This window comes from Roseovarius litorisediminis (genome assembly GCF_900172295.1).
In the GTDB taxonomy this organism is placed as follows: domain Bacteria; phylum Pseudomonadota; class Alphaproteobacteria; order Rhodobacterales; family Rhodobacteraceae; genus Roseovarius; species Roseovarius litorisediminis.
Window position 1 is genome coordinate 504,991 of sequence record NZ_FWFL01000001.1, and the last position, 26,765, is coordinate 531,755.

The following is a 26,765-nucleotide window of genomic DNA, read 5'->3' on the forward strand; positions in this document are numbered from 1 at the left end:
CTTAATCCTTGCGCCGCAATTCGATTGGCGCGAATACTTCAGATTGCCGGATCTCAGCCTTGCCCTCTTTCACCAGTTCAAGCGAGGCCGCAAAGGTTGATGCAGTCGCCGACCGGCGGCGCGCCGGATCGGTAGTAAACCCTTCAGGCAGATAGGTGGAAATATCGGTCCAGGTCCCGGCAAACCCGATCAGCCCGCGCATCCGTTCCAACGCCTGCTCCAGTGTAAACAGCGCATCGCGGTCCATCACATAGGGCCGGAATTCATCTTTGGTGCGGATGCGGGCATAGCCCTGCATCAGATCCAGCAACGTGGCGGTATAGGTTACACGTTTCACCCGGGTGACGTCCTCGGGGATGCCGCGGGCGAAAAAATCACGCCCCAGTCTGTCACGCGCCATCAGACGCGCCGCAGATTCGCGCATTGCCTGCAAACGTTCCAGCTGAAATGCCAGGTGCGCGGCCAGTTCCTCGCCCGAAGGGCCTTCCTCGGAGGGATCGGGGGGCAACAGCAAGCGGGATTTCAGAAAGGCCAGCCAAGCCGCCATTACCAGATAATCCGCCGCCAGCTCGATCCGCAGCGCCTTGGCTTTTTCGACAAAGGTCAGATATTGGCGCGCCAGCTCCAGCACGGAAATCTTGCGCAGGTCCACCTTTTGCGTGCGGCTGAGCATCAGCAACAAGTCCAGCGGACCCTCAAAACCATCGACGTCAACGATCAGAGATTCCGCAGCCATACGATTGGCCACGCTTTCCACCCGTCCCATCTCGTCAAAGGTTTCGTCTGTCATTACCCGCGCCCGTTCATCAGCGCGTCAAGCTTTGCTTCAAGGGCCGAAATGTCAACCTCAACCGGGCGTTTGCGCGCGGCAAGGGCCCGTTCCGCCCGTTTCTGACCGGTTTCCGTCATTCGCCCGGCAGCTTCGGCCACCTCAACGCGTTCCGCCAGCGTACCATTGCAATGCAGCACCACGTCGCAACCCGCGGCCAAAGCCGCACGCGAGATATCGCCAAGCGAACCTTTCAGCGCTTTCATCGACACATCATCGGTCATGATCAACCCGTCAAACCCGATCTCGTCGCGGATCACCTGCATCATCCTCGACGACGTCGTCGCCGGCTGCGGGTCAATCGACGAATAAACCAGATGCGCGGTCATCCCCATAGGCAGGTCGTTCAACGCCTTGAACGGGGCGAAATCCGTTGCCGACAGGTCAGCATGAGCGACCCCCACCACCGGCAGGTCAAGATGGCTGTCCACCACAGCGCGACCATGGCCCGGGATATGCTTGACCACAGGCAATACGCCCCCGTCCAGAAGACCATTCGCCACCGCACGGCCCATATCCGCCACCGTATCTGGATCAAACCCGTAACAGCGGTTTTTCAGAAACGGGTGAGTGTCCGGCCCGGCCACATCAACCAGCGGGGCACAATTGCTGTCGATCCCCAGATCATACAGCTCCTGCGCAATCAGCCGATAGCGCAGATACATCGCCTTGGCGGCATTTTCCCCGGCCCCTGAAACCTGTTCCAGCGGCGGCAGCCAGTCTCGCCACAAGGGTCCACGCAGGCGCTGTACCCGGCCGCCTTCCTGATCGATGGTAATGGGGGCCTCGCGCCCGACGGCTTCGCGCAGGTCACCGCACAGCGCGCGCACCTGGTCGGCACTGTCAATGTTGCGGGCAAAAAGGATAAATCCAAAGGGATCAAATTCGCGGAAAAGCGCCTTTTCCGGCGCTGTCAGGCGCAGGCCCTCAGCATCCAGAATGCAGGCTCCAAAACGACGGGTCATTGCAACCGGCCAGCAGGCGCTGGTGTCATCGTGCAACCACCGGAATGCATTCGGCCCGTTCGGCCACCAGGGCCGAGCAAAAACGCCGCGCATCATTGATATCTGCAAAACCCATGGCACGCAGGCGATAGAAAGTCCGCCCACCGCTCTGGGCCTTTTGGATCACGCGGTCCTTGTCTTCCAGGTATTCGCTAAATTTACCTGACAAGCGCACCCATTCCTGACGGGCGACGTCGACTGATTCGTAAGCCCCCAACTGGGCCAGACGCGTGCCCACGGGGATCGTTGCCGGGTCGATTTCAGTTGAGGATTCCGCGGCAGCGTCACTTTGCTTCGGGGCCACGCTCAACGATGCAGGCCGCACCCGTGGCCGTAAAGACCGCGCCAGACCGCCGGTCACCCTGGGCGCCTCGATTGCCACGGCAGGTGTGGTTTCTGTTTTTGGTTCAATCTCTTCCAGCGGTACAACGCCTTGCGCCAGTTTTTCGGCAAAGGCCTCAACAGCGGCCAGTTGAACAGCCTCTTCATCCACGGGCTTTGGCTCTGCCGCTTCTGCAGAGGGCGTGACTTCACTTGCGACGGCAGTCTCGGCGGGCTGCTTGGCAGGTGGCGCGTCTTCAAGTGTCAATTCCAGTGGCGCGGGCGCCAGCACCAGACGATCCGCTGGATCAGCCGCAGCCCCTTCGGCGGCAATGTTGTTGACCGACAGGCCCTGATGCAGTGCCTCACTGCCACCCGGGTCTTCGGGCTGCACGCGCACCGGACCTTCGGCGGCCCGGACGACAGGAATGCCGCTGACATCCCGGACCAGCAATTTGTAGCTCCAGACGCCGATGCCAACGATCAGTGCCAGCGATACCGCAGCCCCCGTCAGGTTGGTCAGTTTTCCGATTGTGTCTGCTCGATCCGGTGCAGCCATCTGCTGCATACCCTGCATTTCCGCCATATCTCGCCTCTTTCTCACCGGCGAAACAAAGCTGCCGGGGATTGGTGATCTGCCTCGTGTCCCCGGCGCTGCTAGGCGGTTTTGCTTACCGCATTTCTTCGGCCGGAGTTACGCCAAGAATACCAAGACCGGCGGAAATAACAACGGTTACCGCCCGCGCAAGCGCGATTTTCGCCTGTGTTGCAGACGGGTCATCCTCTTGCAGGAACCGCAAGTCGGGCTGATCGTTGCCCCGGTTCCAAAGGCTGTGCAAGTCACTGGCCAGATCAAAAAGGTAAAACGCCACCCGATGCGGCTCGTTTGTGCGACCGGCGATCTCGACGAGACGCGGCCATTCCGAAACCTTTTTCGCGACCGCCAGTTGCGCTTCGTGATCCAATTGCGCCAGATCCGCAGCGGCCAAGGTGGCATCTTCCACGTCGATACCTGCCTCGCGTGCCTTTCGCAGAACCGAGTTTACCCGCGCATTGGCATATTGCACGTAGAACACCGGGTTATCCTTGGATTGCTCAAGCACCTTATCAAAATCGAAATCCAGCGGCGCGTCATTCTTGCGGGTCAGCATGACAAAGCGGGTCACATCCGATCCCACAAGATCAACCACATCGCGCAGGGTTACAAACGTGCCCGCCCGTTTGGACATCTTGAAAGGCTCACCGTTCTTATACAGCCTCACCAGTTGGCACAGCTTGATATCCAGGCTGACCTTGCCATCACTCAGGGCACTGACAGCCGCCTTCATCCGTTTGACATAGCCACCGTGATCAGCACCAAAGACATCAATCAGCATGTCAAAGCCACGGCTGATCTTGTCATAGTGATAGGCAATATCGGGCGCAAAATAGGTCCAGCCGCCATCGGATTTCTTAACCGGACGATCCACGTCATCACCATGTTCGGTAGATTTGAAAAGGGTCTGCTCGCGCGGCTCCCAGTCCTCGGGCTTTTTGCCCTTGGGCGGTTCCAGCACACCTTCGTAAATCAGGCCCTTGGCATCCAAGGCATTCAGCGCTTCTTCAATCCGGCCAGTGCCATAAAGCGACTTCTCGGAATAGAACACGTCCATTTCAACGCCTAGCGATTTCAGATCCTGACGGATAAGCTCCATCATCGCGTCGGTGGCAAAGGAACGCACCTCGGCCAGCCAGACTGCTTCGGGCTGATCGACATAAGCGTCACCTACTTTGGCCATCAGCGCCTCACCCACGGCGATCAGATAGTCACCCGGATATGTACCATCCTCGAACGCCACCGTGGCCCCATGAGCCTCAAGGTACCGCAGATAGACCGAACGCGCCAAAACATCGACCTGCGCGCCACCGTCGTTGATGTAATATTCACGCGTGACATCAAAGCCCACGAAATCCAGCAGGCTGGCCAGGGCATCGCCAAAAACCGCCCCCCTTGTATGGCCCACATGCAGCGGGCCGGTGGGGTTGGCACTGACATATTCAACATTTACCTTTTTGCCCCGCCCCAAATCCGAGCGGCCAAAATCCTCTCCTTGGGTCAGAGCAGCGCGCAACACAGCCTGCCACAGCCCCGGCGCCAGACGCAGGTTCAGAAAGCCCGGTCCGGCAACCTCTGCACTGGTGATACGAGCATCACCTGCCAGCTTAACAGCCAGAGCTTCGGCAATGTCGCGGGGTTTCATCCCTGCGGGCTTGGCCAGCACCATCGCTGCATTGGTGGCCATGTCGCCATGGGCCACATCGCGCGGTGGCTCGACCGTGACGTTGTCAAACACCAACCCGCCGGGCAAAGCCCCCTCGGACTGCATCGTTTCAAGCGCGCCAACCACAAGGCTGCGGATCTCGGTGAACAGATTCATCTTTTAATTCCTTGTTCGTCGCGCGCCGGTTTACCACTGCCAGCCCGCGCGTCAATCGTATCGCGCCAAGACGTTCCGACCCGATGTATGCACACCGGGCAGACGGCCACGCGCAAACGACCTGCATAATATGGTCCCGACACTCAGGATCAGCCTTCTACAGGGGTATCCTGGTCATCTGCAACCTTGGGTCCAAAGGACAAAATCCGCGTTCCCGGTTCTGCCTTGGGCTCGGACGTTTCAGAGATCAGGCGCAGAGTCCCTTTTTCCGAATATTCGGCCAGCAATACAGCGTCAGGGTTATGTTCCTGCCAGTCCTTCAGGCTGAAATCCTCGGTCATCCGGGTGCTGCGCACCTTCCAGCCTTCGGTACTCTTTCGGGCGATTTCGTAATACCCCATACCACCGGCAATATTGCGCCCGCCCAAGGTGGGTGGCAACGCGTGTCGGCTCTGATGCTGCCTTGCGCGTTTTAGCTGAAAAACATTGTCCCTGCCAAACTCGGGCGCCAGATCGGTGGCCACCAAAGTGTTATAAGCATCGTTGTCGCTGACCGCGATAACCCTGCCATAGCTCATGATCTCGATCCCATGTTCGGCCGCTTCGGACAGGATATCGCCAAAAAACACCGGCACGCCTGTATCCCGCACGCTGCGCAACCGGCTGCGGTTGGCATCGGCCACCAGTACCGGCACCTCCAGTTCCCGCAGCTGGCTGGCGAACGCGGCGGCAAACTGCGATCCGCCTACAAAAATTACCCCCGGCGTACCTTCCCCTGCCAGCCCCAGCAGACGCCCCAGCGGACGCAGGGAAAACCCATGCAACACCACAGTGGTCGCCACCAGCGCAAAGGCCAGCGGCGTCAGCAGTGCGGCATCCTCGATACCGGACTGCACCAGGCGCTCGGAAAACAGCCCCGCCACAGCCACCAGAACGACACCGCGCGGCCCGGTAAACGCAACCAGCAGCCGTTCCGGCCAATCGAGCTTGGTAAAGGCCAGCGACAAAAGCACCGTAACAGGGCGCACGACCAGAATGATCACCGCAATAAAGACCGCCGCGCGCCCCCCCAGCATTGACAGGGCCTCGATATCCATCGACGCCGCCAGCAGGATAAATACACCTGAGACAAGCAAAATAGTGGCATGTTCCTTGAACCGCCGGAGCTCGGCATAGCTGGGCAAATCGGCATTGGCGATATAAAGCCCCATGACCGTCACGGCCAGCAATCCGCTTTCGTGCAGCAGGTGATCCGATAGGGCAAAAACCCCCAGAAGCACCGTAAACAGGACCGGAACCTTCATGAATTCAGGCACCCGCGCCCGGCGAAATGCCTCGGAAACGGCCCAGCCGGCAGCCAAACCCATGAGTGCGGCCACGATAATGCCGCGTGCCATCTCCCAGAACGCCGTCCCAAGGATTTCAGGGGTGTTGACCACCAGGATCAGCTCGAATGCCAGCACGGCGGCAAGCGCGCCGATCGGGTCGTTAACGATCGCTTCCCATTGCAGCAATTGCGCCGGACGGCGTTTCAAACGGGCCTGTCGCAACAAGGGCGCAATAACCGTGGGGCCGGTCACGATCATGATCCCGCCAAATACCGCGGACGACGCCCAGCCCAATCCGGCGACATAGTGCAGCGCCAAAGCCGAGCCCAGCCAGCCAAGCGGCGCGCCGACAATCACCAGCCGTTTCACCCCTTCAGCGGCGCCACGCAGGGAATGGAAGTTCAGCGTCAGGCCGCCCTCGAACAGGATAATTGCCACCGCGATCGAAATCATCGGCCCCATCAGCGGGCCAATATCGCGCTCAGGGTTGAACACGCCCGTCACCGGCTCGATCACCAGCCCGGCAAGCAGCATCAACACAATCGCCGGCATCCGCAGCCGCCAGGCCACCCATTGGGCACCGACACCCAACGCGCCCACCAGCGCAAATCCCATCACCGGCGCCATCGCCCCTGCGACCGTGTCGACTGCCATGGGTCAGGCCCCTCCCCGCTCACCCGCACCGCCGGGCCCGCCCAATAGCCGCGCGTGTTGTTCCAGCGCAAAACGGTCGGTCATTCCGGCGATATAGTCACTCACCAATCGGGCCAGCGCGGTCTGATCCGCAGCCTCGGCCACGTCCTGCCGCCATTGTTTGGGCAAATACTCGGGTTTTTCCAGGTAGAACGGAAACAACTCTTCCACCACACAGGTCACCCGTTGCCGCATTTCGACAACTGCAGGCGCGCGGTACATCCGCGCAAACAGGAACGCGCGAATCTGCTTGAGCTCTTCCCAAAGTTCAGCTGAAAACTGGATCACCGGGCGCCCCAGATGGCGCACGTCCCGGGCACTTTGCGGGTCCGCTTCCGCCAGAATCCCGCGAGAAGTGACAATCACATCCTCAACCATCACTCCGAACACCCGCCTCAGCGCCTCGTGCCGCCGCCGGTATGCGTCCAGACCAGGATAGCGCGCATCAACCTCGTCGTAACAGGGTCCCACAATTGGCAGGGCACGCACATGTTCCTCGGTGAACAATCCAGCACGCAATCCGTCATGCAGATCGTGATTGTTATACGCTATGTCATCGGCCAGCGCCGCCACCTGCGCCTCGGCGCTGGCATGGGTGTACAGTTCCAGATCGTGGCGCGCGTCGTAGTCGGCCAGGGCATAGGGCAGATCTCCGATAACCGGCCCATTGTGCTTGGCAATACCCTCCAGGGTGTCCCATGTCAGGTTCAGCCCGTCAAATTCGGCATAGTGACGCTCCAGCGCTGTCACGATCCGCACCGCCTGCGCATTGTGATCAAACCCGCCAAAGGGCGCCATCAGAGCATTCAGCGCATCTTCGCCGGTATGCCCGAACGGCGTGTGGCCCAGATCATGCGCCAGCGCCACCGCCTCGGTCAGTTCCTGATTCAGACCCAACGCACCGGCGATTGTGCGGGCCACCTGCGCCACTTCAATCGAATGGGTCAGGCGCGTGCGAAAATAATCGCCCTCATGTTCGACAAAAACCTGCGTCTTGTGCTTGAGACGGCGAAAGGCGCTGGAATGAATGATCCGGTCACGGTCGCGCTGATAGCACGACCGAAACGCGCTTTCTTCTTCCGCCACCAGACGGCCTCGCGCCTGGGCCGGATCCGAGCTAAAGCGCGCATTCATACCAACTGTCCTTGTCGCCTGTTCCTGCCGCCCATATATTGCAACTGACCGACAATAGAAACCATCAGGAGCAAGCCATGAACCTGCCCCCCAAAGTGACCGAGCGTGCCTTTGCCCGACTTGCTGAAATCGGCGCGGGTGATCAGGGCAACGCCCTGCGAGTCGCTGTCGAAGGTGGCGGTTGTTCTGGGTTTCAGTATGACATAAAGCTTGACGTGCCTGCGGACGATGATCTGGTTCTTGAAGGTCAGGGACAAAAAGTAGTGGTCGATGCCGTGTCACTGCCATTTCTGACAGGTGCGACAATAGATTTCTCCGAGGAACTGATTGGCGCACGCTTTGTCATCAACAACCCGAACGCCAGCAGCTCTTGCGGGTGTGGCACATCTTTCTCTATGTAATCAAAGAACTACGCCGCATATCTCAAGTCACTCTGCCGGAACAGCCTTTGCCGGCACACAGCGCACAGGCTCGTGTTGTTGCTTTGCCTGATCATAGATCAGCCAGACACCCGCAAGAATGACAATGCCCGCGCCGACATAGACGAACGCGTCCGGCGCCTCGCCGAAAACCACTGCTCCGATAACCACCATCCAGAGGAACTGAAGGTTCACAAGCGGCGTGACAACATAGGCTGGCAATATCTGCAATGCCGCCACCAGCACCCAGCGGGCACCGAAGAGCAGTATCGCGTAAGCCAGCACCAACCCCAGATCAGCCAGTCCCATTGGTCTGAAGACAAACGGCAGCGTCAACGCCATCACCCCCATCAGGGCCAGATTCGGGTAAAACACCTGTGCCAAAAGGTTGTTGTCGCGCATGCCAATATAGCGTGACGCCACCATCGACACCGTTCCAAAAAACGCCGCCGCCAGCGCCACCAGATGCCCCAACCCAACCGACCCAAAGCCGCCGGGGAATAGGCACATCACGCCGACAGTCCCCAGGGCCAGGGCCGCCCAGGCCTGTCGCCGCAACGGCTCGTCCAGAAGCGGGCCAGACATAAGTGCCGCGAAAATCGGGATCAGCGCGATGAAAAGGAAAACGTCTGCAAAGGGCAACAGATAGAAGGCATAAAAAAAAGCCACAGTTCCTGCCACCGTTGCCCCGGCCCGGATGGCCATGGCCCCGGGGCAACGGGTGCGCATCCCGTGCCCGCTGCGACGATTGAGCAATAGGCAAAACACAGCCACCAAACCACCCGAAAGGGCAAAAAGTTGCGGGGCGGCGTATCCTTGGGCGATCATCTTGGTGATCGCGTCCGCCCCGGAAATCAGCAGTGTGTAAAACCCTACAAGCGCAACACCTGCCACAACCGGCGCCGTGAACACACCGCGCTTCATGGCCTGCACCGCCGCATGCCGACCCGGGCAAACCCGGCGAAAAAGCGGTCAAACTTGTCAATTGCAGCCTCGGCTGCACTCAGCACCAGTTGCGCGTCGTCTGAAAGGTCCGCGCCCACGGCCCGGCGCATCGCCTGCCAATCAGCACTGCGCGCGCCATCCAGCCGATAAAGGCTTTCCGACAGCTGCCGCAACGGGCCCGACCCGGCCGGGGGTTGCAGAAACATCAGCCGTCCCTCGGGGATCTGCTGCGCAAATCCGCCCTGCCCGGCCACAGACATGAACCAGTTCACCATCAGAAACTGATTATAGTCGTCACTGGCACCTGCCTCCGGCTGGGCGAAAACGGTAAACTGCCTGGCCTGCTGCCGCAGCCACCCCTCCCAGATATGGGGCGGCATCTGCCCGGCAAAACGCAGGGCAATGCAGACCTCGGATAGTAAATCCAGGTTGAGATCAAGAAACGCCAGCGTTCCGGCAAATTTCAGGCTGTCGACAATGGCATCATCCACTTGCGGATCCACCCGGCCATATTCGGAGAGGTAAAAAACAATATGCGTCAGCTCGTAGGCGGCTTTCTTGTTGGGCAGGGTAAAGGTTTGCGACCGCGCCGCAAAACGGCGCAAGCGGTCATCCAGCCCGATATCGTCCTACACAGGGTCAATGCCCTGCAGCAGGCACAGCCGCCGCGCCTCAGCGCGTTGCAGGTCCGAAAGTTCCGCCCCCGCCAGACCTTCATCGGCCACCCAACGCGCCAGCGTTTCACCTTTGGCCCCGGGCATGCCCAGATCCTCCAGATCCAGACAAATCGACAGTAAAAACCTGTAATACTGTGGGAAAAACCCCATGCGCTTTTCGATATCCGCGTAAAACGCCTTGTGCGTCGCCAATGCCTGATCAGGCAGATCAACGCCGGTGCTTTTGAACAGGTTCAGCACTTCGGCGTTTTCCTTGAGCCAGAAAACATCTTCGCCATTACGGCGCTGCCTGGCAAAACGCTCCAGCAGGGCCGCCTGACGGGCGACCTTGCTGTTCTGGCGAAACGGGGCGTTCAGTGTAACAACATTTGTCATGTCGCAGACCTCCTTGCCAAAAATCGGGCGCAATCACCCCGTCCCGCCATCGGTTACATGCTCGAGGTGAACATTTCACAACCGTCACCGTCTTCTGCGGTAACTTGGCCAATTGGCCCCATCGAAGAAGTGAACATCTCGACGGCATCACCGCCTTCGGCTTTGGCAGACGCAAGCGGCCCCATGGAAAATGTAAACATTTCACGGCCTTCACCGGCCTCAAGCGTTGTCACCCCGGCAGGTCCCATTGACGAGGTGAACATTTCAATCCCTTCCCCAGCCCCGGCATCCACGCCAACGACAGGGCCCATCGACGATGTAAAGGCTTCGACGGCCGTACCGTCATGCGGGCTTGCTGATACCTCGGCCTGCTTTCGTTTTGTTTCGTTAATATCCGAAAAATCATGTTTGAGTTGAGTGCGCATTCTTGGTCTCCCCAGGTTAAAGTTGCTGCCCTAAAACGCTTACACGCTAAACGTGTTTCGCCAAGTCTATTTTCGTGTTTTGATTGTTATTAAGCACATTACTCGCCTATAGGTTGCTCTCAAGATCTTGAAAACGCGGACGGATTGGGTTGGAAAAAAAATTCTGTTACAGGGGTGAAAAATCCAGGAATCGAGCACCTGAATCGACCTTCAGGCACCGTAAAACGCCGAATCAGCGCCCCGATTGCGCATTGCTGAAACGACATAGCCGCGACCTGTCTCTTGCCACCCCGGCGGCGCTGCGCGATAGAGAGAACAGCAGAAAAGGACCCGCGGATGAAAATCGCCAGCTTCAATATCAACGGCATCAAAGCCCGTATTCAGGCACTCTCGGATTGGCTGGACGAAGCGCAGCCAGATGTTGCCCTGCTGCAGGAGATCAAATCCGTCGACGAAAATTTCCCGCGCGAGATATTTGAAGACAAGGGATATACCGTCGAAACCCACGGTCAGAAAAGCTTTAACGGCGTGGCGATCCTGTCAAAGCTTCCGCTTGAGGATATTACCCGCGGCCTGCCCGGCGACGATGCCGACGAACAGGCCCGCTGGATTGAGGCCACGGTCATGGGCGACAAAACCGCAGTTCGGCTGTGCGGGCTCTATCTGCCCAACGGCAACCCGGCACCCGGACCGAAATTCGAATACAAACTTGCGTGGATGGACCGCCTGCATGCGCGTGCGGCAGAATTGCTGGCATCCGAAGAGCCCGCGCTGATGGCGGGCGACTACAACATCATCCCCCAGGATGAAGATGCCAAACGCCCCGAGGCGTGGGGCGAAGATGCGCTGGCACGCCCGGAAAGCCGGGCCGCCTATCGCCGGATCGTCAATCTGGGCTTTACCGAAGCGTTCCGTGCGCGCACGCAAGCACCCGGTCACTACACATTCTGGGATTATCAGGCTGGTGCCTGGAACCGCGATGACGGAATCCGAATCGATCACTTCCTGCTGACGCCCCAGGCCGCCGATCTGTTGACCGATTGCCGGATCGACAAGGAAATTCGCGCCCGTGAAAAGCCCTCGGATCACGTCCCCATCTGGATCGACCTTGCCGCCTGAGCTGGCTTGCGAAAATTCTGCGAATTTTCAGAGGGTTGTGCCGGTTTTTTCGGTTACATCAAAGTTGTAAAGCCAGTCAAACTGACGCATCATCCGCTCGGGCGCCATGGCCCCGCCGACGCGCAGCGCCGTATGGGCAGCCCACCTGAGTGGCGGAAACGACAGGTGGTATTTCCATGCATTGCCGTTTGCCGCCTCGACTACCCGGTGTACACGACTTTCACGGCGCGACTGATAGCGTGCCAGCGCCTGGTCGACGGTCTCTGAATCCGACAGGGCCTCGGCCAGCTCCCAGCAATCCTCCAGCGCCATGCAGGCGCCCTGTGCCATGAAGGGAAGGGTTGGATGCACAGCATCGCCCAGCAGTGCAACCCCCTCGCGGTACCAGTTCTGTGCCACCTGATGGCGGAACAGGCCCCAGAGGTTCACGTTCTCGACCCGCGCCAGCAAGGTCTGCACCTCGGGGCCAAAATCTCCAAAAGCCGCGCGCAGCGCCATCGGATCGTCCTGCTGGCTCCAGCTTTCTGCGGCCCAGGCGGCCTGTTCCTGTACCGCCACGATGTTCAGCGCCTTGCCCCCGCGCAACGGGTAGCTCACGACATGACGCAGGGGTCCCATATGCACCCGCACCTCGGGCCCGCGCTCCTCGAGATTGGGGACAACCGCACGCCAGGCAACCTGACGGGTAAAAAACGGTGCAGCAGTGCCATTGAGCGCCTGGCGTGCTTTCGAATGCAACCCATCCGCACCAATCACCAGGTCCGCAGACAAGACCACACCATTGGCCATCCGCAATTCGGGGCGGGCACCGGGGATCACTTGATCGACCTTCTGCAGCAGACGTATCTTTACACCCGCCGCCCGGGCGCCTTCGGCAAGCACATCAATCAGGTCTGCGCGGTGTACAAAATAATAATCCCGGCTTTCCAGTTGCCGCAGGTCCAGACGCAACACTTCGCCTTTGCGATAGTCGCGCAGGCTGACCGCCTGCCCCTGAACCGCCCCCGCTGCCAGCAAATCGCTTAGCCCAAGGGCGTGCAGCACGACGAACCCATTGGGGCTGATCTGCAATCCCGCGCCGACTTCGGCAATCGCGCCGGCCTGTTCCAGCACGGTCACATCCGCGCCCCGCAGTGCCAGAGCACGCGCCGCAGCCAGGCCACCTATCCCGGCGCCGATCACAAGAATCTTTAAACCATCCAACGTCATACGCCCCCTTTGGGACGAAAAACGCCGGAGCGAAAGCCCCGACGTTACATTTCTTGACGCGGCAAAACAGCCTAGTCGTCGCGATGTACTTTTTCACGGCGCTCGTGGCGCTCCTGGGCCTCAAGGCTCATGGTGGCAATCGGGCGCGCATCCAGCCGTTTCAGGCTGATCGGTTCACCGGTTACTTCGCAATAGCCATATTCACCCTGTTCAATCCGGCGCAGAGCTGCGTCAATCTTGGACACCAGCTTGCGCTGACGATCCCGCGTACGCAATTCCAGCGCGCGGTCGGTCTCTTCGCTGGCGCGGTCGGCGACATCGGGAATTGCCCGTGTGCCATCCTGCAGCCCTTCGATCGTGTCGCGGCTGCCTTCCAGCAGCTCTTCTCTCCAGGTGATTAATCTGCGGCGGAAATACTCTGTCTGCCGCTCGTTCATGAATGGTTCGTCTTCAGCCGGGCGATAATCCTCGGGCAGAAACACTTCCGCTTTCATGTTGGCTCCCTCTTTCAGGCCAGCGTCTGCCATAGCAAATCTCCTCAGACAGTGGCACCCCTGCGCGCTGCATTACACGCTGAAAAAAGGATTGTCACTAGGCAATCACATCGCATTGATGTGATTTGCAGTTCACATTAAGTTACACCCGACAAAGGCATGAACCATGCCGCGAAAAGGATTGAAAACGATATGAAATTCCAGGGGACCGACAGTTATGTCGCCACCGAAGACCTGACCGTCGCCGTTAACGCTGCGGTAACGTTGGAACGTCCGCTGTTGGTCAAGGGCGAGCCCGGCACCGGCAAAACCGAACTGGCCCGCCAGGTGGCGCAGGCGCTTGGCCTGAAAATGATCGAGTGGAATATCAAGTCCACCACCAAAGCCCAGCAGGGGCTTTATGAATACGATGCCGTCAGCCGGTTGCGCGACAGCCAGCTTGGCGAAGAACGCGTGCATGACGTCAAAAACTACATCAAGCCCGGAAAGCTGTGGGAGGCGTTCACCTCGGACGAAAAAGTTGTCCTGCTGATCGACGAGATCGACAAGGCAGATATCGAGTTTCCTAATGACCTGCTTCAGGAACTCGATAAGATGGAGTTCCACGTCTATGAAACCGGTGAAACGATCCGCGCCAAACATCGCCCGGTGATGATCATCACCTCGAACAATGAAAAAGAACTGCCCGATGCGTTTTTGCGCCGCTGTTTCTTTCATTACATTCGGTTTCCCGATGCCGAGACGATGAAAAAGATCGTCGAAGTGCACCACCCGGGAATCAAAGACGCCCTACTCGCAACCGCCCTGACGCAATTCTACGAGATTCGCGATCAGGCTGGTCTGAAGAAAAAACCGTCAACCTCCGAGGTTCTGGACTGGCTCAAGCTTATTCTGGCCGAAGATCTGTCACCCGAAGACCTTCGGCGGGACGGGGCCGATGCCCTGCCCAAATTGCATGGTGCATTGCTCAAAAACGAACAGGATGTACATCTGTTCGAGAGGCTGGCTTTCATGGCAAGACGCCAGCGATGACAAAAGGCGAAGCCCTTCGTGCAATCCCGCCAGTTTTCCACCCCCGACACCGACTGTCGGACGGGATCGCACGTTGTGCCAAAGGGCAGCCATCATTGGCCCGGATCAACCTCAATAGGGGATTTATGCGCCATATCCTGCTGACTGCGGGGCTATTGCTGGCCCTTGGGGCCTGTGCGCCAGCCCTGCAGGACGATACCCCATCGCGCGCGGCAACAAAGCACAGTACCGTACTGCCCCCAATGAAGGTTTTTGCATCGCCTCACCCCGTTCCGCCCGACCGCTCGAACCGCGATATCGCGCGCGATTTTCTGGATCTCAGCTTTGAACTTGAATCGGGCCGTGCGCTTGAAACGTTTTCGCGTTTCGAGGAACCGATCAGCATCCGGGTTACCGGGTCGCCACCGCCTACGCTGATCCTTGATCTTGACCGCCTGATCCATCGCCTGCGGGCCGAGGCCGGGATCGACATAGGCCGTGTCCGCGGTGACACCGCCAATATCACGATTGAGGCCGTGACCCGCGAGCAAATTCGCCGTCACCTGCCCAAGGCCGCCTGCTTTGTTGTGCCCAATATTTCACGTCTGTCGCAATACCGCTCCAACCGGCACAGCCGTCTGACCAACTGGGCCCTGCTGCAAAAACGCGAGAAACTGGCGATCTTCCTGCCCAGTGATTCCAGCCCACAAGAGGTGCGCGATTGCCTGCACGAGGAAATCGCCCAGGCCATTGGCCCGCTTAATGATCTTTACAGGCTGCGCGACAGCGTTTTCAACGACGACAATGTACACACCGTGCTGACCGGTTTCGACATGCTGATCCTGCGGACTTACTACGCGCCTGAACTGCACTCGGGTATGAGCCGCATGCAGGTGGCCGCACGGTTGCCTGCGATCCTGTCGCGGCTCAATCCGCGCGGCAATCAGATTGCGTCGCATCCGGCCCGCGCCACGCCACGCGCCTGGATAAGCGCGATTCAGACAGCGCTTGGCCCCGGCACAGGCCCCAGGCAACGTGTGTCTGCCGCGCAGGAATCCCTGCGCATCGCCAAAGCACAGGGCTGGACCGACCACCGCCGCGCCTTCAGTCATTTCGCCCTTGGTCGCCTGACGCAAACCATCAATGCCGATACCTCGCAAAATCAGTTCCTGGCTGCGGATGAATTTTACCGGCGCACACCGGGCACCGAACTGCACCGGGCCTATTCGGCCTCGCATCTGGCCGCCTATGCCATCAGCCGCGGCCAGGGTGAACAGGCCCTGCATATCCTGCAACCGCATCTCGCCACGGCCGAACGGTTTGAAAATGCCGGTCTTCTGGCAACACTGCTCATGCTGCGCGCAGAAGCGCTGGATCTGACCGGCAGAACCGATCAGGCCCGGGCCGTTCGGCTGGACAGTCTGGGCTGGGCGCGATACGGGTTCGGCGCTGACTGGGCGGTGCGTGCAAAGCTGCTTGAAATCGCTGCCATCAGCCCCACCAAAGGACCAAAGGGGTAAGCAAATGATCGTACTTCTCGGGGCCATTCTGGGCGCCATCACCGGCGCTCTTGTTGCCAGACGCCGCAAAGGTGCCTTGGCCGATATTCTGCAATATGCCTTTGTCTATGCGTTGATGTTCACGCTGGCGGGGCTGTTTCTGACGCTGATCATTCACCGCATGGCGCTCTGACACCATATGTTTCTTCCGTTCTTCGAAAACCTCAGAAAAGCAGGCCTGCCGGTAAGCCTGCGCGAATATCTGACCTTTCTCGAAGCGATGGCCGCCAACCTTGTCACCTATGACATCGAAGGCTTCTACTATCTTGCGCGCACTGCAATGGTCAAAGACGAACGCCTGATCGACCGCTTTGACCGCGCGTTCGCGGCCAGTTTCGAAGGGCTGGAATCAATCTCGGCCCAGCAGGTTCTGGATGCTGTCGACCTGCCCGCCGAATGGCTGAAAAAACTGGCCGAAAAACACCTGACCCCCGAAGAGAAAGCCGAGATCGAAGCATTAGGTGGGTTCGATAAGCTGATGGAGACGCTCAAAGAGCGCCTCAAGGAACAACAGGGCCGCCATCAGGGGGGCAACAAATGGATCGGCACCGCGGGCACCTCGCCCTTTGGCGCCTATGGCTATAACCCCGAAGGGGTGCGGATCGGCCAGGACAAATCGCGCCATCAGCGTGCAGTCAAGGTCTGGGACAAACGCGAGTTCAGGAACCTTGATGACAGCGTTGAACTGGGCACCCGCAACATCAAGGTGGCCCTCAAACGCCTGCGCCGCTGGGCCCGCGACGGCGCCCATGACGAACTGGATCTTGATGGCACCATCCGCGCCACGGCTGAACACGGCTATCTCGATGTCAAAACCCGGCCCGAGCGGCGCAATGCGGTCAAGGTCCTGCTTTTTCTTGATGTTGGCGGATCGATGGACCCGCACATCAAAGTGGTGGAAGAGCTTTTTTCAGCTGCCCGCAGCGAATTCAAACACCTTGAATACTACTACTTTCACAACTGCCTGTATGAAGGTGTCTGGCGTGACAACCGCCGCCGCTGGGATGCCCAGACCCCGACTGACGAGGTTCTGCGCACCTACGGCTCAGACTACAAATGCATCTTTGTTGGCGACGCCAGCATGTCGCCGTATGAAATCGCCTATCCCGGCGGCGCGAACGAGCATTGGAACGCCGAAGCAGGCCAGGTCTGGCTGGAACGCGCCCGCACCCAATGGCCCACCAATCTGTGGATCAATCCGGTGCCTGAACACATCTGGGCCTATACCCATTCCATCGGCATGATCCACGAAATATTCGAGGGCCAGATGGTCCCCATGACCCTTGAAGGGCTGGAACGCGGCATGAAGGAACTGGTGCGTTGAAAAATTCGCCAGGTCCGAGAGCGAAAGAATCCCGCGCAGCCCCTAGTGTAGCAAAAGCCAAAAATATCTGAATTTAGCAAAGTTAACGCTAGGTCAGCGTTTGCAACAATGGTAAGTTCAAAAAAAAAACGGGGACAGACACCATGCCATTTTTTGACTTCACCACGACAACATCTATTCCAAGCTCGACAACGACGGCGTCAAGTTCCACCCTCGCAGGCACGGGCTCCACATTGCGGTTCCTCATTCCGGTCACCGCAACAGGCGAGATCGGTTCTTTGCAATCAGGTGGTGTCGTTTTTACGTTTTCAACCACTGCCCTGACTGGCCAGGCGGTAGTTGAAATTCCCGGAACTCTAACATCAACCTTGACGCCTACGGGATCTGGCGGTTCTACACTCACACCGACGGTCCTAGACGCAGGTATCTTTAATTTTCTTGATAATAATGACGGGAATGACAGTTTCCTGTTGACCCTGCGCAATTCCTTCCTGGGCCCCAACGTCTCCTTTTCCGGCACCACAGGCTCGCCGGTCGTTCTGGGTTTATCTGCCTTCTGGCAGAACGGATCCTTTCAGGTCCGCTTCACCAACAGCAATTCTGGCGGCACCGTAACCCAGACCGTCACCGCCAATGACGCCCAGGTCAGCGCCACCGGCGTGTTTACCGGGATTGTCTTCGCGTCCAACTCATTGGGCGCTGACGCGATCAGCATCGATACATTCTCGGTCAAAGCGGTGAACTGCTTTGCCAAAGGTACGCTGATAGACACCCCTGACGGCGCCATCGCAGTTGAAAAACTTGCACCGGGTGACATTATTACCACTGGCAATGGAACCACATCCGTAAAATGGATCGGTAAGCAGCCCATCGACACCCGCCTGATGCACCCTGTCCGGGTCAACCCCATCTGCATCACGGCTGGCGCCCTGGGCTATGGGTTGCCGGAACGCGATTTCCTTCTTAGCGCCGACCACGCCATTGCCATTGACGGCTACCTGATCAACGCCGGGGCTCTGGTCAACGGCACAACCATTTATCAGCTGGATCGGATGCCCAAAGGCGGCTTTTCCTATTACCACGTCGACACGGGCACGCATGAGTTGCTTCTGGCTGAAGGCGTCGAATCTGAAACATTCATCGACTATGCAGGCCGCGACAGCTTTGAGAACGGGGCCGAGGAAACGGTAACCATCTCCGAGATGGACATGCCCCGGATCAGCTCCGCACGGCTGGTTCCCGATCATATCCGCGCCGCTCTTGCCCCGGCCATCGCGGCCGAGTAACCGCTACGCCATCAAGGCCTGTTTCAGATCGGCGATCAGGTCGCCCGCTTCCTCGATCCCGATGGACAGGCGCAGCGGGCGCATCCCGCGCATCAGCAACCAGTCCTTTAACGGGCCGATGATGCCGACCGCCTGCCAGACCGCGCTGGTCTTGTCCCGGCATGACAGTACACCCGCCACTACATCCGTATGACCATTGATCGGCTTTGTACCCAAGTGCATCACAAAATCGGCAGCCAGTTCCAGCCGCCGGGTCAGCACCGGTTTGGCCGCTGTCCTGTCCACCGCCGGTACCGCGCCGACCCTCATTACTGTCAAGCGAATCCGATAGTGGTATCGCGCCAGTTTCAGAATCCCGCCACAAGAAGTCTGCTATTTATTTAAATTCGATCTGCCAGCAGAGTAACGGTGCGGAACAGTCATCGCACATTTTTCTCAGGTCTGCCCCATTTGACCGCCATGAAACGTTTGGCGGTATCGTACAAAGCGGACATATTCAATGGGCGACAGGGTCGACCTGATAGATGCCAGCTTGTTTCAATTCCCAGACCATGTTAGCAAAGCTAAACTTAACCAAAACAAGTAAAACGGGTGTTGATTTGGCTACTTTTTCTTTCGCCGGGGCTACGAATGCTTCTACTTCAGTCGCTGGCACCAAAACGCTTAGCTTTTCTGAAAGTGGCGTAAATTTTACTTGGTCGATCACAAATGGTGACGGCAGTAATTCTCTGCAAATTGGCGGCGGATTTCTGACTGCCGCAATCGGTAACGGAACAAATTCTACGGCCCAGGACATCTTTACTTTGGATGTCACTGGCGCTGGCCAAACGCGATTTGATGGCACGATCCAAGTCAACGTCAGCTTTTTGGCTGGTTCCTGGACTGTCAATGGTCAGGCCCTGGCAACCGGTATCAACACACTGGCGGGCCCCGCAGCCAGCCTCGTTTTCACCAATCAAAGCGGCAGCGCTGGTGAAATTTTATTTATCAACTCTTTAAGCGCCACGATCAATTGCTTCACAGCAGGCACCCAGATTGCGACGCCCCAGGGCGTGCGCGATGTTGAAACCCTGCAACCCGGTGACATGGTTCTGACCGCATCCGGCAATGCGCGTGCTGTCAAATGGCTGGGTTATGCCCGCGTGGATACCCGCCTGGCACACCCTGCCAAGATCAATCCGATTTGCATCACCGCCGGTGCTTTGGGCAATGGCCTGCCCAAGCGTGACCTGTACCTTTCGGCCGACCATGCGATCGCCATTGACGGCCACCTGATCAACGCTGGCGCGCTTGTGAACGGCACAACCATCTATCAGGTGCAGGGCAAAATGCCCGATGGCTTCACCTATTACCACGTCGAAACCGACGCACACGAGCTGCTGCTGGCCGAGGGCGTGGCGGCAGAATCTTTCATCGACTACGCTGGTCGTGACAGTTTTGAAAACGGTGCTGAAGCCACCGCAACCATCCCCGAAATGGACATGCCCCGGATCAGTTCTGCACGGCTGGTTCCCGATCATATCCGCGCCGCTCTTGCCCCGGCCATCGCAGCCGAGTAACCGCTACGCCATCAAGGCCTGTTTCAGATCGGCGATCAGGTCGCCCGCATCTTCGATCCCGATGGACAGGCGCAACAGGTTTTCAGGAATGCCTGTGTCGGGCTCGATCGTATGGCGATGCTCGACCAGGCTTTCGACACCCCCCAGCGACGTCGCCCGATGAAACAGGTGCAGCCGCCCAATGACGTCAAGCGCCCGTTTGCGCCCGCCCTTGACCAGCACCGACATCAGATAACCGTAACCGCCGCTCATCTGGCGTGTAGCCACCTCATGCCCGGCATGGCTGGTTAAGCCGGGATAGAAAACCGCCTCGACACCTTCATGGGCTTGCAAAAACTTGGCAATCGCCATCGCGTTGACGCACATCCGCTCAATCCGAAGGGGCAGCGTGCGCATCCCGCGCATCAGCAGCCAGGCCTCGAACGGGCCGATGATGGCGCCGGCATCGTGGCGGTCGATGCCGACCGCCTGCCAGATCGCGCTGGTCTTGTCGCGGCACGACAGCACACCCGCCACTACATCCGTATGACCATTGATCGCCTTTGTGCCCGAGTGCATCACAAAATCGGCACCCAGTTCCAGCGGCCGTGTCAGCACCGGCGTGGCCGCTGTGCTGTCCACCGCCAGTACCGCGCCGGCGGCATGGGCGATCCGGGCTGCGGCGGCAATATCCACTGTCTTCAGCCACGGATTTGACGGCACCTCGATCCACACCAGATCGGCGGGGCTGACACAGGCAGCGCTCAGCGCCTGCAGGTCCGGGGCATCCACCTCGTCCAGCACAAGATCGCGTCGGGAGCAAAAATCACGAATCCACGCTGTGGCGCCCCAGTAAATGCCGGATTGCAGCACCACACGCGCGCCATTCGGCAGGGTACGGAACAGCGCCGCTATTGCCGCCATGCCCGACGGGAAAAGCAGCGTTGCCGCTGCTCCTTCCAACTGCCGCAAAACCTCTTCGGCCTGCCGTACGGTCTCGTTCTGATCCCGGCCATAGGCATTACCCGCCACCAATAGCGCGTTATCCGCCCCGCGCCGATAGGTCGTCGCCAGATGCACGCCCGGAACCACACCGGCGCCTGCCACATCAACGGCGCCTGCCGCATGCGCAGCAATTGTCGCCGGTTTCAGCTTGTCCGCATCAGTGCTCATCCAACAGCCCCATGATCCCTGAACAACTTCCCGGGCCCCCAGCCTGATGCGTCAACCCCCGCCAGTTGCAACAAATGCCAGATCAGCGCCAGGTTCGAGCTGATTACCGGCAGGCCCAGCTCGGCTTCGGCCTGATCAATGATGTTGAACGCGCCCAGATTGGTACAACTGGCAAAAACTGCCTGCACCCCGTCATTGCGGCCCGCATCCAGCATCGCCGCAAGGGTCGAGGCCTGACTGATCCGTGCCACCTGACGGTCATCGCCCTCGCCAAAACTGATTTCCTTCACCGTCTGAATCCCGCGATCCGCCAGAAAGGCGCGCATCGGCGCGGCAACAGCGGCCGTATAGGGCGTCACCAGCGCAATCCGTTTGACCCCCAATGCAGTCAGCGCCGCGATCACAGCCGTGATCGGGTTGGTCACCGGCACACCGGGCTGAACCGTCTGTATCTGGCGCTCGACCACCTCCGGCCCGATCAGGACCGAGGCCGAGGTGCAGCCATAGGCAACCGCATCCAGTGCCGCAGGCAATAACCAGGCCGAGGCCGGCATCAGCGCCTTCATCTCTTGCAAAGACTCGGGCGTGACCTGCGGATGCGACTCGATCCTTGTGTGCATCATATTCACGTCACGCCCAGCCAGCACCTGCCGGGCCTCAAACTCAAGCGTCTCATCGGTGCTCAGCACCACCATGCCAACTCGGGCCCCGCCGCCTGCCCCCCTGTCAAATTCAACCATGGTCATCCCGCTATCCTTTTGCTCTGCTGCGGTCGGCTGATCGTGCCCCCCGAAACTGCCGCCCTGACACCTGTTGTGCCGGGACAAGAGGTAGGCAACCCTCGCGCCACCCGCACGGCCAGATGGGCAAAGGCCTGCGCCTCCAGCATATCCCCATCCAATCCGACCGATTCCACCGGCTCCACCGGAAAATCCAGCGAGACACGCAGCATTTCCATCAGAACCGGATTATGCCGCCCACCGCCCGTGACCAGCAACCGCTCGGGTGGGGATGGGCAATGCTCCATGGCCTGCAGCACTGCCGCTGCGCTCATTCCCGTCAGCGTGGCCGCCGCGTCGGCATCGCTCAATTCACCGACCAGCCCAATCATGTCCTTGAACGCATCGCGGTCAAGGGATTTGGGCGGCATGCGCATGAAATACGGCTCGGCCAGAAACAGCTCCAGTGCGCCCTGCGCCACCGTGCCCTTGCGGGCAACGGCACCGCCTTTGTCATACGGCTGACCGCACCGTGCCATCATCAGGTCGTTGATTGGTGCATTGGCGGGCCCGGTATCAAAAGCCAGCAGCGCGCCGTCAGATTCGGGGGCTCTCCTTGAAGGATCAACCCAGGTCAGATTGCCCACGCCACCAAGGTTCAGAAACGCCACGGGCGCCTCGGCGCCGATCCACCGCGCGCAGGCAAAATGGAAAAACGGCGCCAGCGGCGCGCCCTCGCCGCCCAGCTCCATATCCGCGCTGCGGAAATCCCAGACCACCGGAATGCCCAATGCCTCGGCCAATGCAGCGCCATCACCAATCTGATATGTACCGCGCCCGCGCGGCTCGTGTGCCAGCGTCTGCCCGTGAAACCCCACCAGCGCCGCGCCGTCAAACCCGCTTAGAACGTCCTCATGCGCCGTCTGAACAATCCGCAAGGCTTCGCTGACATTCTCACCCGGCCACTTGCCAAGCGCGCGCCCCAAAACCCCCTGTTCCTGCGCTGAATATGGGCGATATGTGCTGTCGCCAAAGCCAAATATCACCTCACCATCGGTCTCGACCATGGCCGCATCAACGCCGTCCAGCGACGTACCGGACATCGCCCCCAACGCCCACATGCGTTCAGCCTTCAACATGGCCTTTTCCTTCGCCTGTTACCTGCCTATACATGCCCCGCAAACCACCACGGGACAAGCATTATGACCTACCACCCCAAATCGGAATTCATGAACGTCATGATGGCGCGCGGCTTTCTGGCGGACTGCACCGATTATCAGGGGCTGGACGAGGCTTTGACCGCAGGCGTGGTGCCGGCCTATATCGGCTTTGATGCCACCGCCAAATCGTTGCATGTGGGCAGCCTGATCCAGATCATGATGCTGCGCTGGCTGCAAAAGACCGGGCACAAGCCGATCACCCTGATGGGCGGCGGCACCACCAAGGTGGGTGACCCCAGTTTCCGCGCGGATGAACGCCCGTTGCTGACCCCTGATCAGATCGACGCCAATATCGGCGGCATCAAACAGGTCTTTGCCGCCTATGTGGATTACGACGACAGCCCGACCGGCGCGCTCATGCTCAACAATGCCGAATGGCTTGATGATCTGAAATACCTCGATTTCCTGCGCGACATCGGGCGGCATTTCTCGGTCAACCGCATGCTCAGCTTCGAATCAGTCAAATCCCGCCTTGATCGCGAACAATCGCTGTCGTTTCTTGAATTCAACTACATGATCCTGCAGGCTTATGACTTTCTGGAACTGAACCGCCGCTATGGCTGCCTGCTGCAAATGGGTGGGTCGGATCAGTGGGGCAATATCGTCAACGGGATCGACCTGACCCGACGGGTGCTGGATCACGAGATTTATGGTCTCACCTCGCCGTTGCTGACCACGTCGGACGGCAAGAAGATGGGCAAAAGCCAGGACGGTGCCGTCTGGCTCAATGCCGACATGTGCGCGCCCTACACTTTCTGGCAGTTCTGGCGTAATACCACCGATGCCGACACAGGCCGCTTCCTGAAGCTCTACACCGAACTGCCGGTGGATGAATGTGAACGTCTTGGCGCCCTGGAAGGTTCCGAGATCAACGCCGCAAAGATCATCCTTGCCAACGAGGTGACAAAGCTACTGCACGGCGCAGACGCTGCCGCCGCCGCTGAGGCGACCGCCCGCGAGGTGTTTGAAAAAGGCGGCATCGGTGACGATCTGCCCACCGTCTCGCTATCGGCATCCGACCTGGGCGACGGCATCTCCATCGTGCAACTGATTGTCAAGGCGGGCCTGGCCAAATCGGGTAAAGAGGCCAAGCGCCTGATCGCTGAAAACGGCGCCCGGCTGGACGACACGCCGCTGACCGATGCCGGCCTGTTGCTCGACGCGGCCGCTCTGGCCTCGCCGATCAAGCTTTCGGCCGGCAAAAAGCGCCACGCGCTTGTGAAGCTCGCCGACTGATCATTTTCAACGCATCGCCAACCGATTTCTTCAAAAGAAATCGGACCGAAGTCTTTCAAAGACTTCGGTGACCCCGTCACAAAACTGTCACTTGCGATTCAATCCATATATCAATACTTCCCGATATATGGAAAACTTAAACGCTCTTGCCGCCTTCTCAGCCCTGTCCCAGGATACACGGCTCGATGTCTTCCGCCTGCTTGTCCGTACCGGCGCCGAGGGCATGGCCGCCGGTCAGATCGCCGAAACCCTTGGCGTTCGGCAAAACACCATGTCCGCCAACCTTGCCATCCTGCTGCAATCCGGCCTTGTCCGAAACACCCGGCAAGGCCGCACCATCCGCTATTTCGCCGATATGGACGGTGTTCGCGGATTGCTGGCCTTCCTGATGGAAGATTGCTGTGGCGGGCAGCCGTCGAAATGCCAACCGCTGATAGATGAAATCGCCTGCGCCTGCTGATAAAAGGACCAAACTCATGACCAATCAAACCGCAACCGACGTCGCTGGCGGCATGGGCACATTTGAACGCTGGCTGTCGCTTTGGGTGGCGCTGGCCATCGGCGCGGGCGTTTTGTTGGGCAACCTGATCCCCGGCCTCTTTCAACTGCTGGCGGATCTGCAGATTGCCTCGGTCAACCTGCCCGTGGCGCTGCTGATCTGGGCCATGGTCTATCCGATGATGGTCGGCGTGGATTTCACCGCGCTCAAACAAATCGGTGAACGCCCCAAGGGCCTGATCATCACGCTGGCAATCAACTGGCTGGTCAAGCCCTTTACCATGGCGGCTCTTGGGGTTTTGTTCTTTGAATTTGTCTTTGCGGGCCTTATCCCGCCCGACGACGCGCAGGCCTATCTGGCAGGTGTGATCCTGCTGGGGGCGGCGCCCTGCACTGCAATGGTCTTTGTCTGGTCCAATCTGACCCGGGGCGATGCCACCTATACGCTGGTTCAGGTCAGCGTGAATGATGTGATCATGGTCTTTGCCTTTGCCCCCATCGTAGCGTTTTTACTGGGTGTAACTGACATCGTCGTACCATGGGAAACGCTGCTTTTGTCGGTCCTGCTGTATATCGTGATCCCGCTGATCGCCGGGCTGTTCACCCGCACCCGGCTGATGGGAAAAGGCGGTGAAGCAGCGGTTGACGCCTTTCGCGACCAAATCAAACCCATCACCATTCTCGGCCTGTTGATTACCGTAGTGCTGCTTTTCGGGTTTCAGGGACAGGTGCTTCTGGAAACGCCGCTGGTCATAGCCCTGATTGCCGTGCCGCTTCTGTTGCAAAGCTACGGCATCTTTTTTGTTGCCTATGGTGCAGCGCGGCTGTGGAAGGTGCCTTTCAACGTCGCCGCCCCCTGCGCGCTGATCGGCACGTCGAACTTCTTTGAACTGGCGGTCGCCGTCGCGATCAGCCTGTTCGGGCTTGGATCTGGCGCTGCCCTTGCCACGGTTGTAGGTGTGCTGGTCGAGGTGCCGGTCATGCTGTCACTGGTGGCCTTCGCCAACCGTACCCGCCACTGGTTTCCCGGCTGAAGGGGAAATCATGCCGAACACGCCCAACATCGACGACAGCCAGTTTCACACCATCGACATGGCCCGGCTTTTCCCGGATGAGCAGCCCCGCCATCCGCCGCGTGTCCTGTTGCTCTATGGTTCTCTTCGCGAACGGTCCTTCTCGCGCCATCTGGCCGAAGAGGCTGCACGCATCCTGTCACGCCTTGGCGCTGAAACCCGTCTCTTTGACCCCTCCGGCCTGCCTCTGCCCGATGATGCGGACGCCACCCACCCCAAGGTTGCCGAACTGCGCGAAATGGTCCTGTGGTCAGAAAGCATGGTCTGGGTCAGCCCGGAACGCCACGGTGCGATGACCGGCATTCTGAAAACCCAGATTGACTGGATACCGCTGGCCCCCATCGGCGGCATCCGTCCGACCCAGGGCAAGACGCTGGCCGTGGCACAGGTCTGCGGCGGCAGCCAAAGCTTCAACGCGGTCAATCAAATGCGCATTCTTGGCCGCTGGATGCGGATGATCACGATACCCAACCAATCCTCGGTGCCCAAAGCCTGGGATGAATTCGACGCCGAGGGCAGGATGAAACCCGGCCCCTACTACAATCGCGTCGTTGATGTGATGGAAGAACTGGTCAAGTTCACGCTACTGACCCGCGGCACAGCACCCTATCTGACGGACCGCTATTCCGAGCGGATAGAATCACGGGAAGAGTTGTCAAAACGGGTGAATGCGCCAAAGGCAACGGGTGGTTGAAACCCCTGGAAACGTACAAAACGTACGCTCGCATCTGAAACCCTA

Annotated in this window: 27 protein-coding genes and 1 pseudogene; 12 read left to right on the plus strand and 16 right to left on the minus strand. The window is 59.2% G+C overall.

The features are described 5' to 3' along the window. Position 1: 1 nt before the first annotated feature. The 6 genes from PEL8287_RS02405 to PEL8287_RS02430 form a co-directional block, all read right to left on the minus strand. Entirely contained in the window at positions 2 to 790 is a 789-nt protein-coding gene (locus PEL8287_RS02405; RefSeq protein ID WP_085890744.1) for a segregation and condensation protein A, read from the minus strand. Continuing rightward, entirely contained in the window at positions 790 to 1,794 is a 1,005-nt protein-coding gene (gene nagZ / locus PEL8287_RS02410) for a beta-N-acetylhexosaminidase (protein ID WP_085890971.1), read from the minus strand. The genes PEL8287_RS02405 and nagZ overlap by 1 nt, the downstream gene beginning before the upstream one ends. A 25-nt stretch (positions 1,795 to 1,819) precedes the next feature. Next, positions 1,820 to 2,740 (minus strand): SPOR domain-containing protein, encoded by a 921-nt coding sequence (locus PEL8287_RS02415; RefSeq protein WP_085890745.1) that lies wholly within the window; start codon positions 2,738 to 2,740, stop codon positions 1,820 to 1,822. 85 nt (positions 2,741 to 2,825) lie between these two features. Then, entirely contained in the window at positions 2,826 to 4,571 is a 1,746-nt protein-coding gene (gene argS / locus PEL8287_RS02420) for an arginine--tRNA ligase (protein ID WP_085890746.1), read from the minus strand. Positions 4,572 to 4,720: 149 nt separating this feature from the next. Further along, a complete protein-coding gene (locus PEL8287_RS02425) occupies positions 4,721 to 6,553 on the minus strand; it encodes a cation:proton antiporter (RefSeq protein ID WP_085890747.1) in 1,833 nt (610 codons plus the stop codon). A 3-nt stretch (positions 6,554 to 6,556) separates the two neighbouring features. Then, complete coding sequence (locus PEL8287_RS02430) at positions 6,557 to 7,726, minus strand: deoxyguanosinetriphosphate triphosphohydrolase (protein ID WP_085890748.1); 1,170 nt, start codon at positions 7,724 to 7,726, stop codon at positions 6,557 to 6,559. Positions 7,727 to 7,803: 77 nt separating this feature from the next. Between PEL8287_RS02430 and PEL8287_RS02435 the strand changes: the two genes are divergently transcribed. After that, entirely contained in the window at positions 7,804 to 8,127 is a 324-nt protein-coding gene (locus PEL8287_RS02435; RefSeq protein WP_085890749.1) for a HesB/IscA family protein, read from the plus strand. 27 nt (positions 8,128 to 8,154) lie between these two features. Here PEL8287_RS02435 and PEL8287_RS02440 read toward each other — a convergent pair whose 3' ends face one another. From PEL8287_RS02440 to PEL8287_RS02450, 3 genes and pseudogenes are all read right to left on the minus strand, one after another. After that, positions 8,155 to 9,069, minus strand: coding sequence for a DMT family transporter (locus tag PEL8287_RS02440; protein ID WP_085890750.1), 915 nt, complete (start codon positions 9,067 to 9,069; stop codon positions 8,155 to 8,157). Beyond that, positions 9,066 to 10,142: pseudogene (locus tag PEL8287_RS20520) on the minus strand (DUF6902 family protein). Before PEL8287_RS20520 ends, PEL8287_RS02440 begins: the two are co-directional and overlap by 4 nt. Positions 10,143 to 10,195: 53 nt before the next feature. After that, positions 10,196 to 10,567, minus strand: a complete 372-nt coding sequence (locus PEL8287_RS02450; RefSeq protein WP_085890751.1) for a DUF6749 family protein — start codon at positions 10,565 to 10,567, stop codon at positions 10,196 to 10,198. A 336-nt stretch (positions 10,568 to 10,903) separates the two neighbouring features. Between PEL8287_RS02450 and xth the strand changes: the two genes are divergently transcribed. Continuing rightward, positions 10,904 to 11,686 carry an exodeoxyribonuclease III gene (gene xth, locus PEL8287_RS02455; protein ID WP_085890752.1) on the plus strand — a complete coding sequence of 261 codons (783 nt, stop codon included), beginning with the start codon at positions 10,904 to 10,906 and terminating at the stop codon, positions 11,684 to 11,686. A 27-nt stretch (positions 11,687 to 11,713) separates the two neighbouring features. On the opposite strand, the gene PEL8287_RS02460 is transcribed toward xth, so the two are convergent. Further along, positions 11,714 to 12,895 (minus strand): FAD-dependent oxidoreductase, encoded by a 1,182-nt coding sequence (locus PEL8287_RS02460; RefSeq protein ID WP_085890753.1) that lies wholly within the window; start codon positions 12,893 to 12,895, stop codon positions 11,714 to 11,716. A 71-nt stretch (positions 12,896 to 12,966) separates the two neighbouring features. Further along, the gene (gene dksA / locus PEL8287_RS02465) at positions 12,967 to 13,422 is read right to left on the minus strand and encodes an RNA polymerase-binding protein DksA (protein WP_085890754.1); all 456 of its coding nucleotides are present in this window, start codon (positions 13,420 to 13,422) and stop codon (positions 12,967 to 12,969) included. A gap of 159 nt (positions 13,423 to 13,581) precedes the next feature. Between dksA and PEL8287_RS02470 the strand changes: the two genes are divergently transcribed. The 5 genes from PEL8287_RS02470 (at position 13,582) to PEL8287_RS02485 (ending at position 18,569) form a co-directional block, all read left to right on the plus strand. Continuing rightward, positions 13,582 to 14,421 carry an AAA family ATPase gene (locus tag PEL8287_RS02470; RefSeq protein WP_085890755.1) on the plus strand — a complete coding sequence of 280 codons (840 nt, stop codon included), beginning with the start codon at positions 13,582 to 13,584 and terminating at the stop codon, positions 14,419 to 14,421. 125 nt (positions 14,422 to 14,546) lie between these two features. Continuing rightward, positions 14,547 to 15,920 (plus strand): DUF2927 domain-containing protein, encoded by a 1,374-nt coding sequence (locus PEL8287_RS02475; RefSeq protein WP_085890972.1) that lies wholly within the window; start codon positions 14,547 to 14,549, stop codon positions 15,918 to 15,920. Between the two features lie 4 nt (positions 15,921 to 15,924). Beyond that, entirely contained in the window at positions 15,925 to 16,092 is a 168-nt protein-coding gene (locus PEL8287_RS19920; RefSeq protein WP_176228532.1) for a hypothetical protein, read from the plus strand. 6 nt (positions 16,093 to 16,098) lie between these two features. Further along, positions 16,099 to 17,283, plus strand: a complete 1,185-nt coding sequence (locus PEL8287_RS02480; protein ID WP_085890756.1) for a vWA domain-containing protein — start codon at positions 16,099 to 16,101, stop codon at positions 17,281 to 17,283. Positions 17,284 to 17,426: 143 nt separating this feature from the next. Further along, complete coding sequence (locus PEL8287_RS02485; RefSeq protein WP_085890757.1) at positions 17,427 to 18,569, plus strand: Hint domain-containing protein; 1,143 nt, start codon at positions 17,427 to 17,429, stop codon at positions 18,567 to 18,569. 3 nt (positions 18,570 to 18,572) lie between these two features. Here PEL8287_RS02485 and PEL8287_RS02490 read toward each other — a convergent pair whose 3' ends face one another. Both PEL8287_RS02490 and PEL8287_RS20230 read right to left on the minus strand, forming a co-directional pair. After that, positions 18,573 to 18,878, minus strand: coding sequence for a PLP-dependent transferase (locus PEL8287_RS02490; protein ID WP_085890758.1), 306 nt, complete (start codon positions 18,876 to 18,878; stop codon positions 18,573 to 18,575). A gap of 187 nt (positions 18,879 to 19,065) precedes the next feature. After that, positions 19,066 to 19,383 carry a hypothetical protein gene (locus PEL8287_RS20230; RefSeq protein WP_235862118.1) on the minus strand — a complete coding sequence of 106 codons (318 nt, stop codon included), beginning with the start codon at positions 19,381 to 19,383 and terminating at the stop codon, positions 19,066 to 19,068. Between PEL8287_RS20230 and PEL8287_RS02495 the strand changes: the two genes are divergently transcribed. Then, positions 19,373 to 20,128: a Hint domain-containing protein gene (locus tag PEL8287_RS02495; RefSeq protein WP_235862121.1), complete on the plus strand. Its 756-nt coding sequence runs from the start codon at positions 19,373 to 19,375 to the stop codon at positions 20,126 to 20,128. The two genes, PEL8287_RS20230 and PEL8287_RS02495, sit on opposite strands and share 11 nt — an antisense overlap. Positions 20,129 to 20,131: 3 nt before the next feature. Here PEL8287_RS02495 and PEL8287_RS02500 read toward each other — a convergent pair whose 3' ends face one another. Genes PEL8287_RS02500 through PEL8287_RS02510 form a run of 3 tightly spaced genes read right to left on the minus strand, consistent with a single transcriptional unit; the run spans position 20,132 to position 23,138 of the window. Next, positions 20,132 to 21,280: a trans-sulfuration enzyme family protein gene (locus PEL8287_RS02500; RefSeq protein ID WP_085890760.1), complete on the minus strand. Its 1,149-nt coding sequence runs from the start codon at positions 21,278 to 21,280 to the stop codon at positions 20,132 to 20,134. Continuing rightward, the gene (locus PEL8287_RS02505; protein WP_235862127.1) at positions 21,277 to 22,026 is read right to left on the minus strand and encodes a maleate cis-trans isomerase family protein; all 750 of its coding nucleotides are present in this window, start codon (positions 22,024 to 22,026) and stop codon (positions 21,277 to 21,279) included. Before PEL8287_RS02505 ends, PEL8287_RS02500 begins: the two co-directional genes overlap by 4 nt. Next, positions 22,023 to 23,138, minus strand: a complete 1,116-nt coding sequence (locus PEL8287_RS02510) for an anhydro-N-acetylmuramic acid kinase (protein ID WP_085890761.1) — start codon at positions 23,136 to 23,138, stop codon at positions 22,023 to 22,025. The genes PEL8287_RS02505 and PEL8287_RS02510 overlap by 4 nt, the downstream gene beginning before the upstream one ends. A gap of 63 nt (positions 23,139 to 23,201) precedes the next feature. Between PEL8287_RS02510 and tyrS the strand changes: the two genes are divergently transcribed. The 4 genes from tyrS to arsH all read left to right on the plus strand — a co-directional run bounded on the left by tyrS (position 23,202) and on the right by arsH (position 26,720). Continuing rightward, on the plus strand, positions 23,202 to 24,455 hold the full coding sequence (gene tyrS, locus PEL8287_RS02515; RefSeq protein ID WP_085890762.1) for a tyrosine--tRNA ligase: 1,254 nt from the start codon (positions 23,202 to 23,204) through the stop codon (positions 24,453 to 24,455). Between the two features lie 127 nt (positions 24,456 to 24,582). Beyond that, positions 24,583 to 24,915 (plus strand): ArsR/SmtB family transcription factor, encoded by a 333-nt coding sequence (locus PEL8287_RS02520; RefSeq protein WP_085890763.1) that lies wholly within the window; start codon positions 24,583 to 24,585, stop codon positions 24,913 to 24,915. Positions 24,916 to 24,967: 52 nt separating this feature from the next. Beyond that, positions 24,968 to 25,987, plus strand: a complete 1,020-nt coding sequence (gene arsB / locus PEL8287_RS02525) for an ACR3 family arsenite efflux transporter (protein WP_176228547.1) — start codon at positions 24,968 to 24,970, stop codon at positions 25,985 to 25,987. Between the two features lie 10 nt (positions 25,988 to 25,997). Further along, positions 25,998 to 26,720, plus strand: coding sequence for an arsenical resistance protein ArsH (gene arsH, locus PEL8287_RS02530; RefSeq protein WP_085890765.1), 723 nt, complete (start codon positions 25,998 to 26,000; stop codon positions 26,718 to 26,720). Positions 26,721 to 26,765 lie beyond the last annotated feature (45 nt).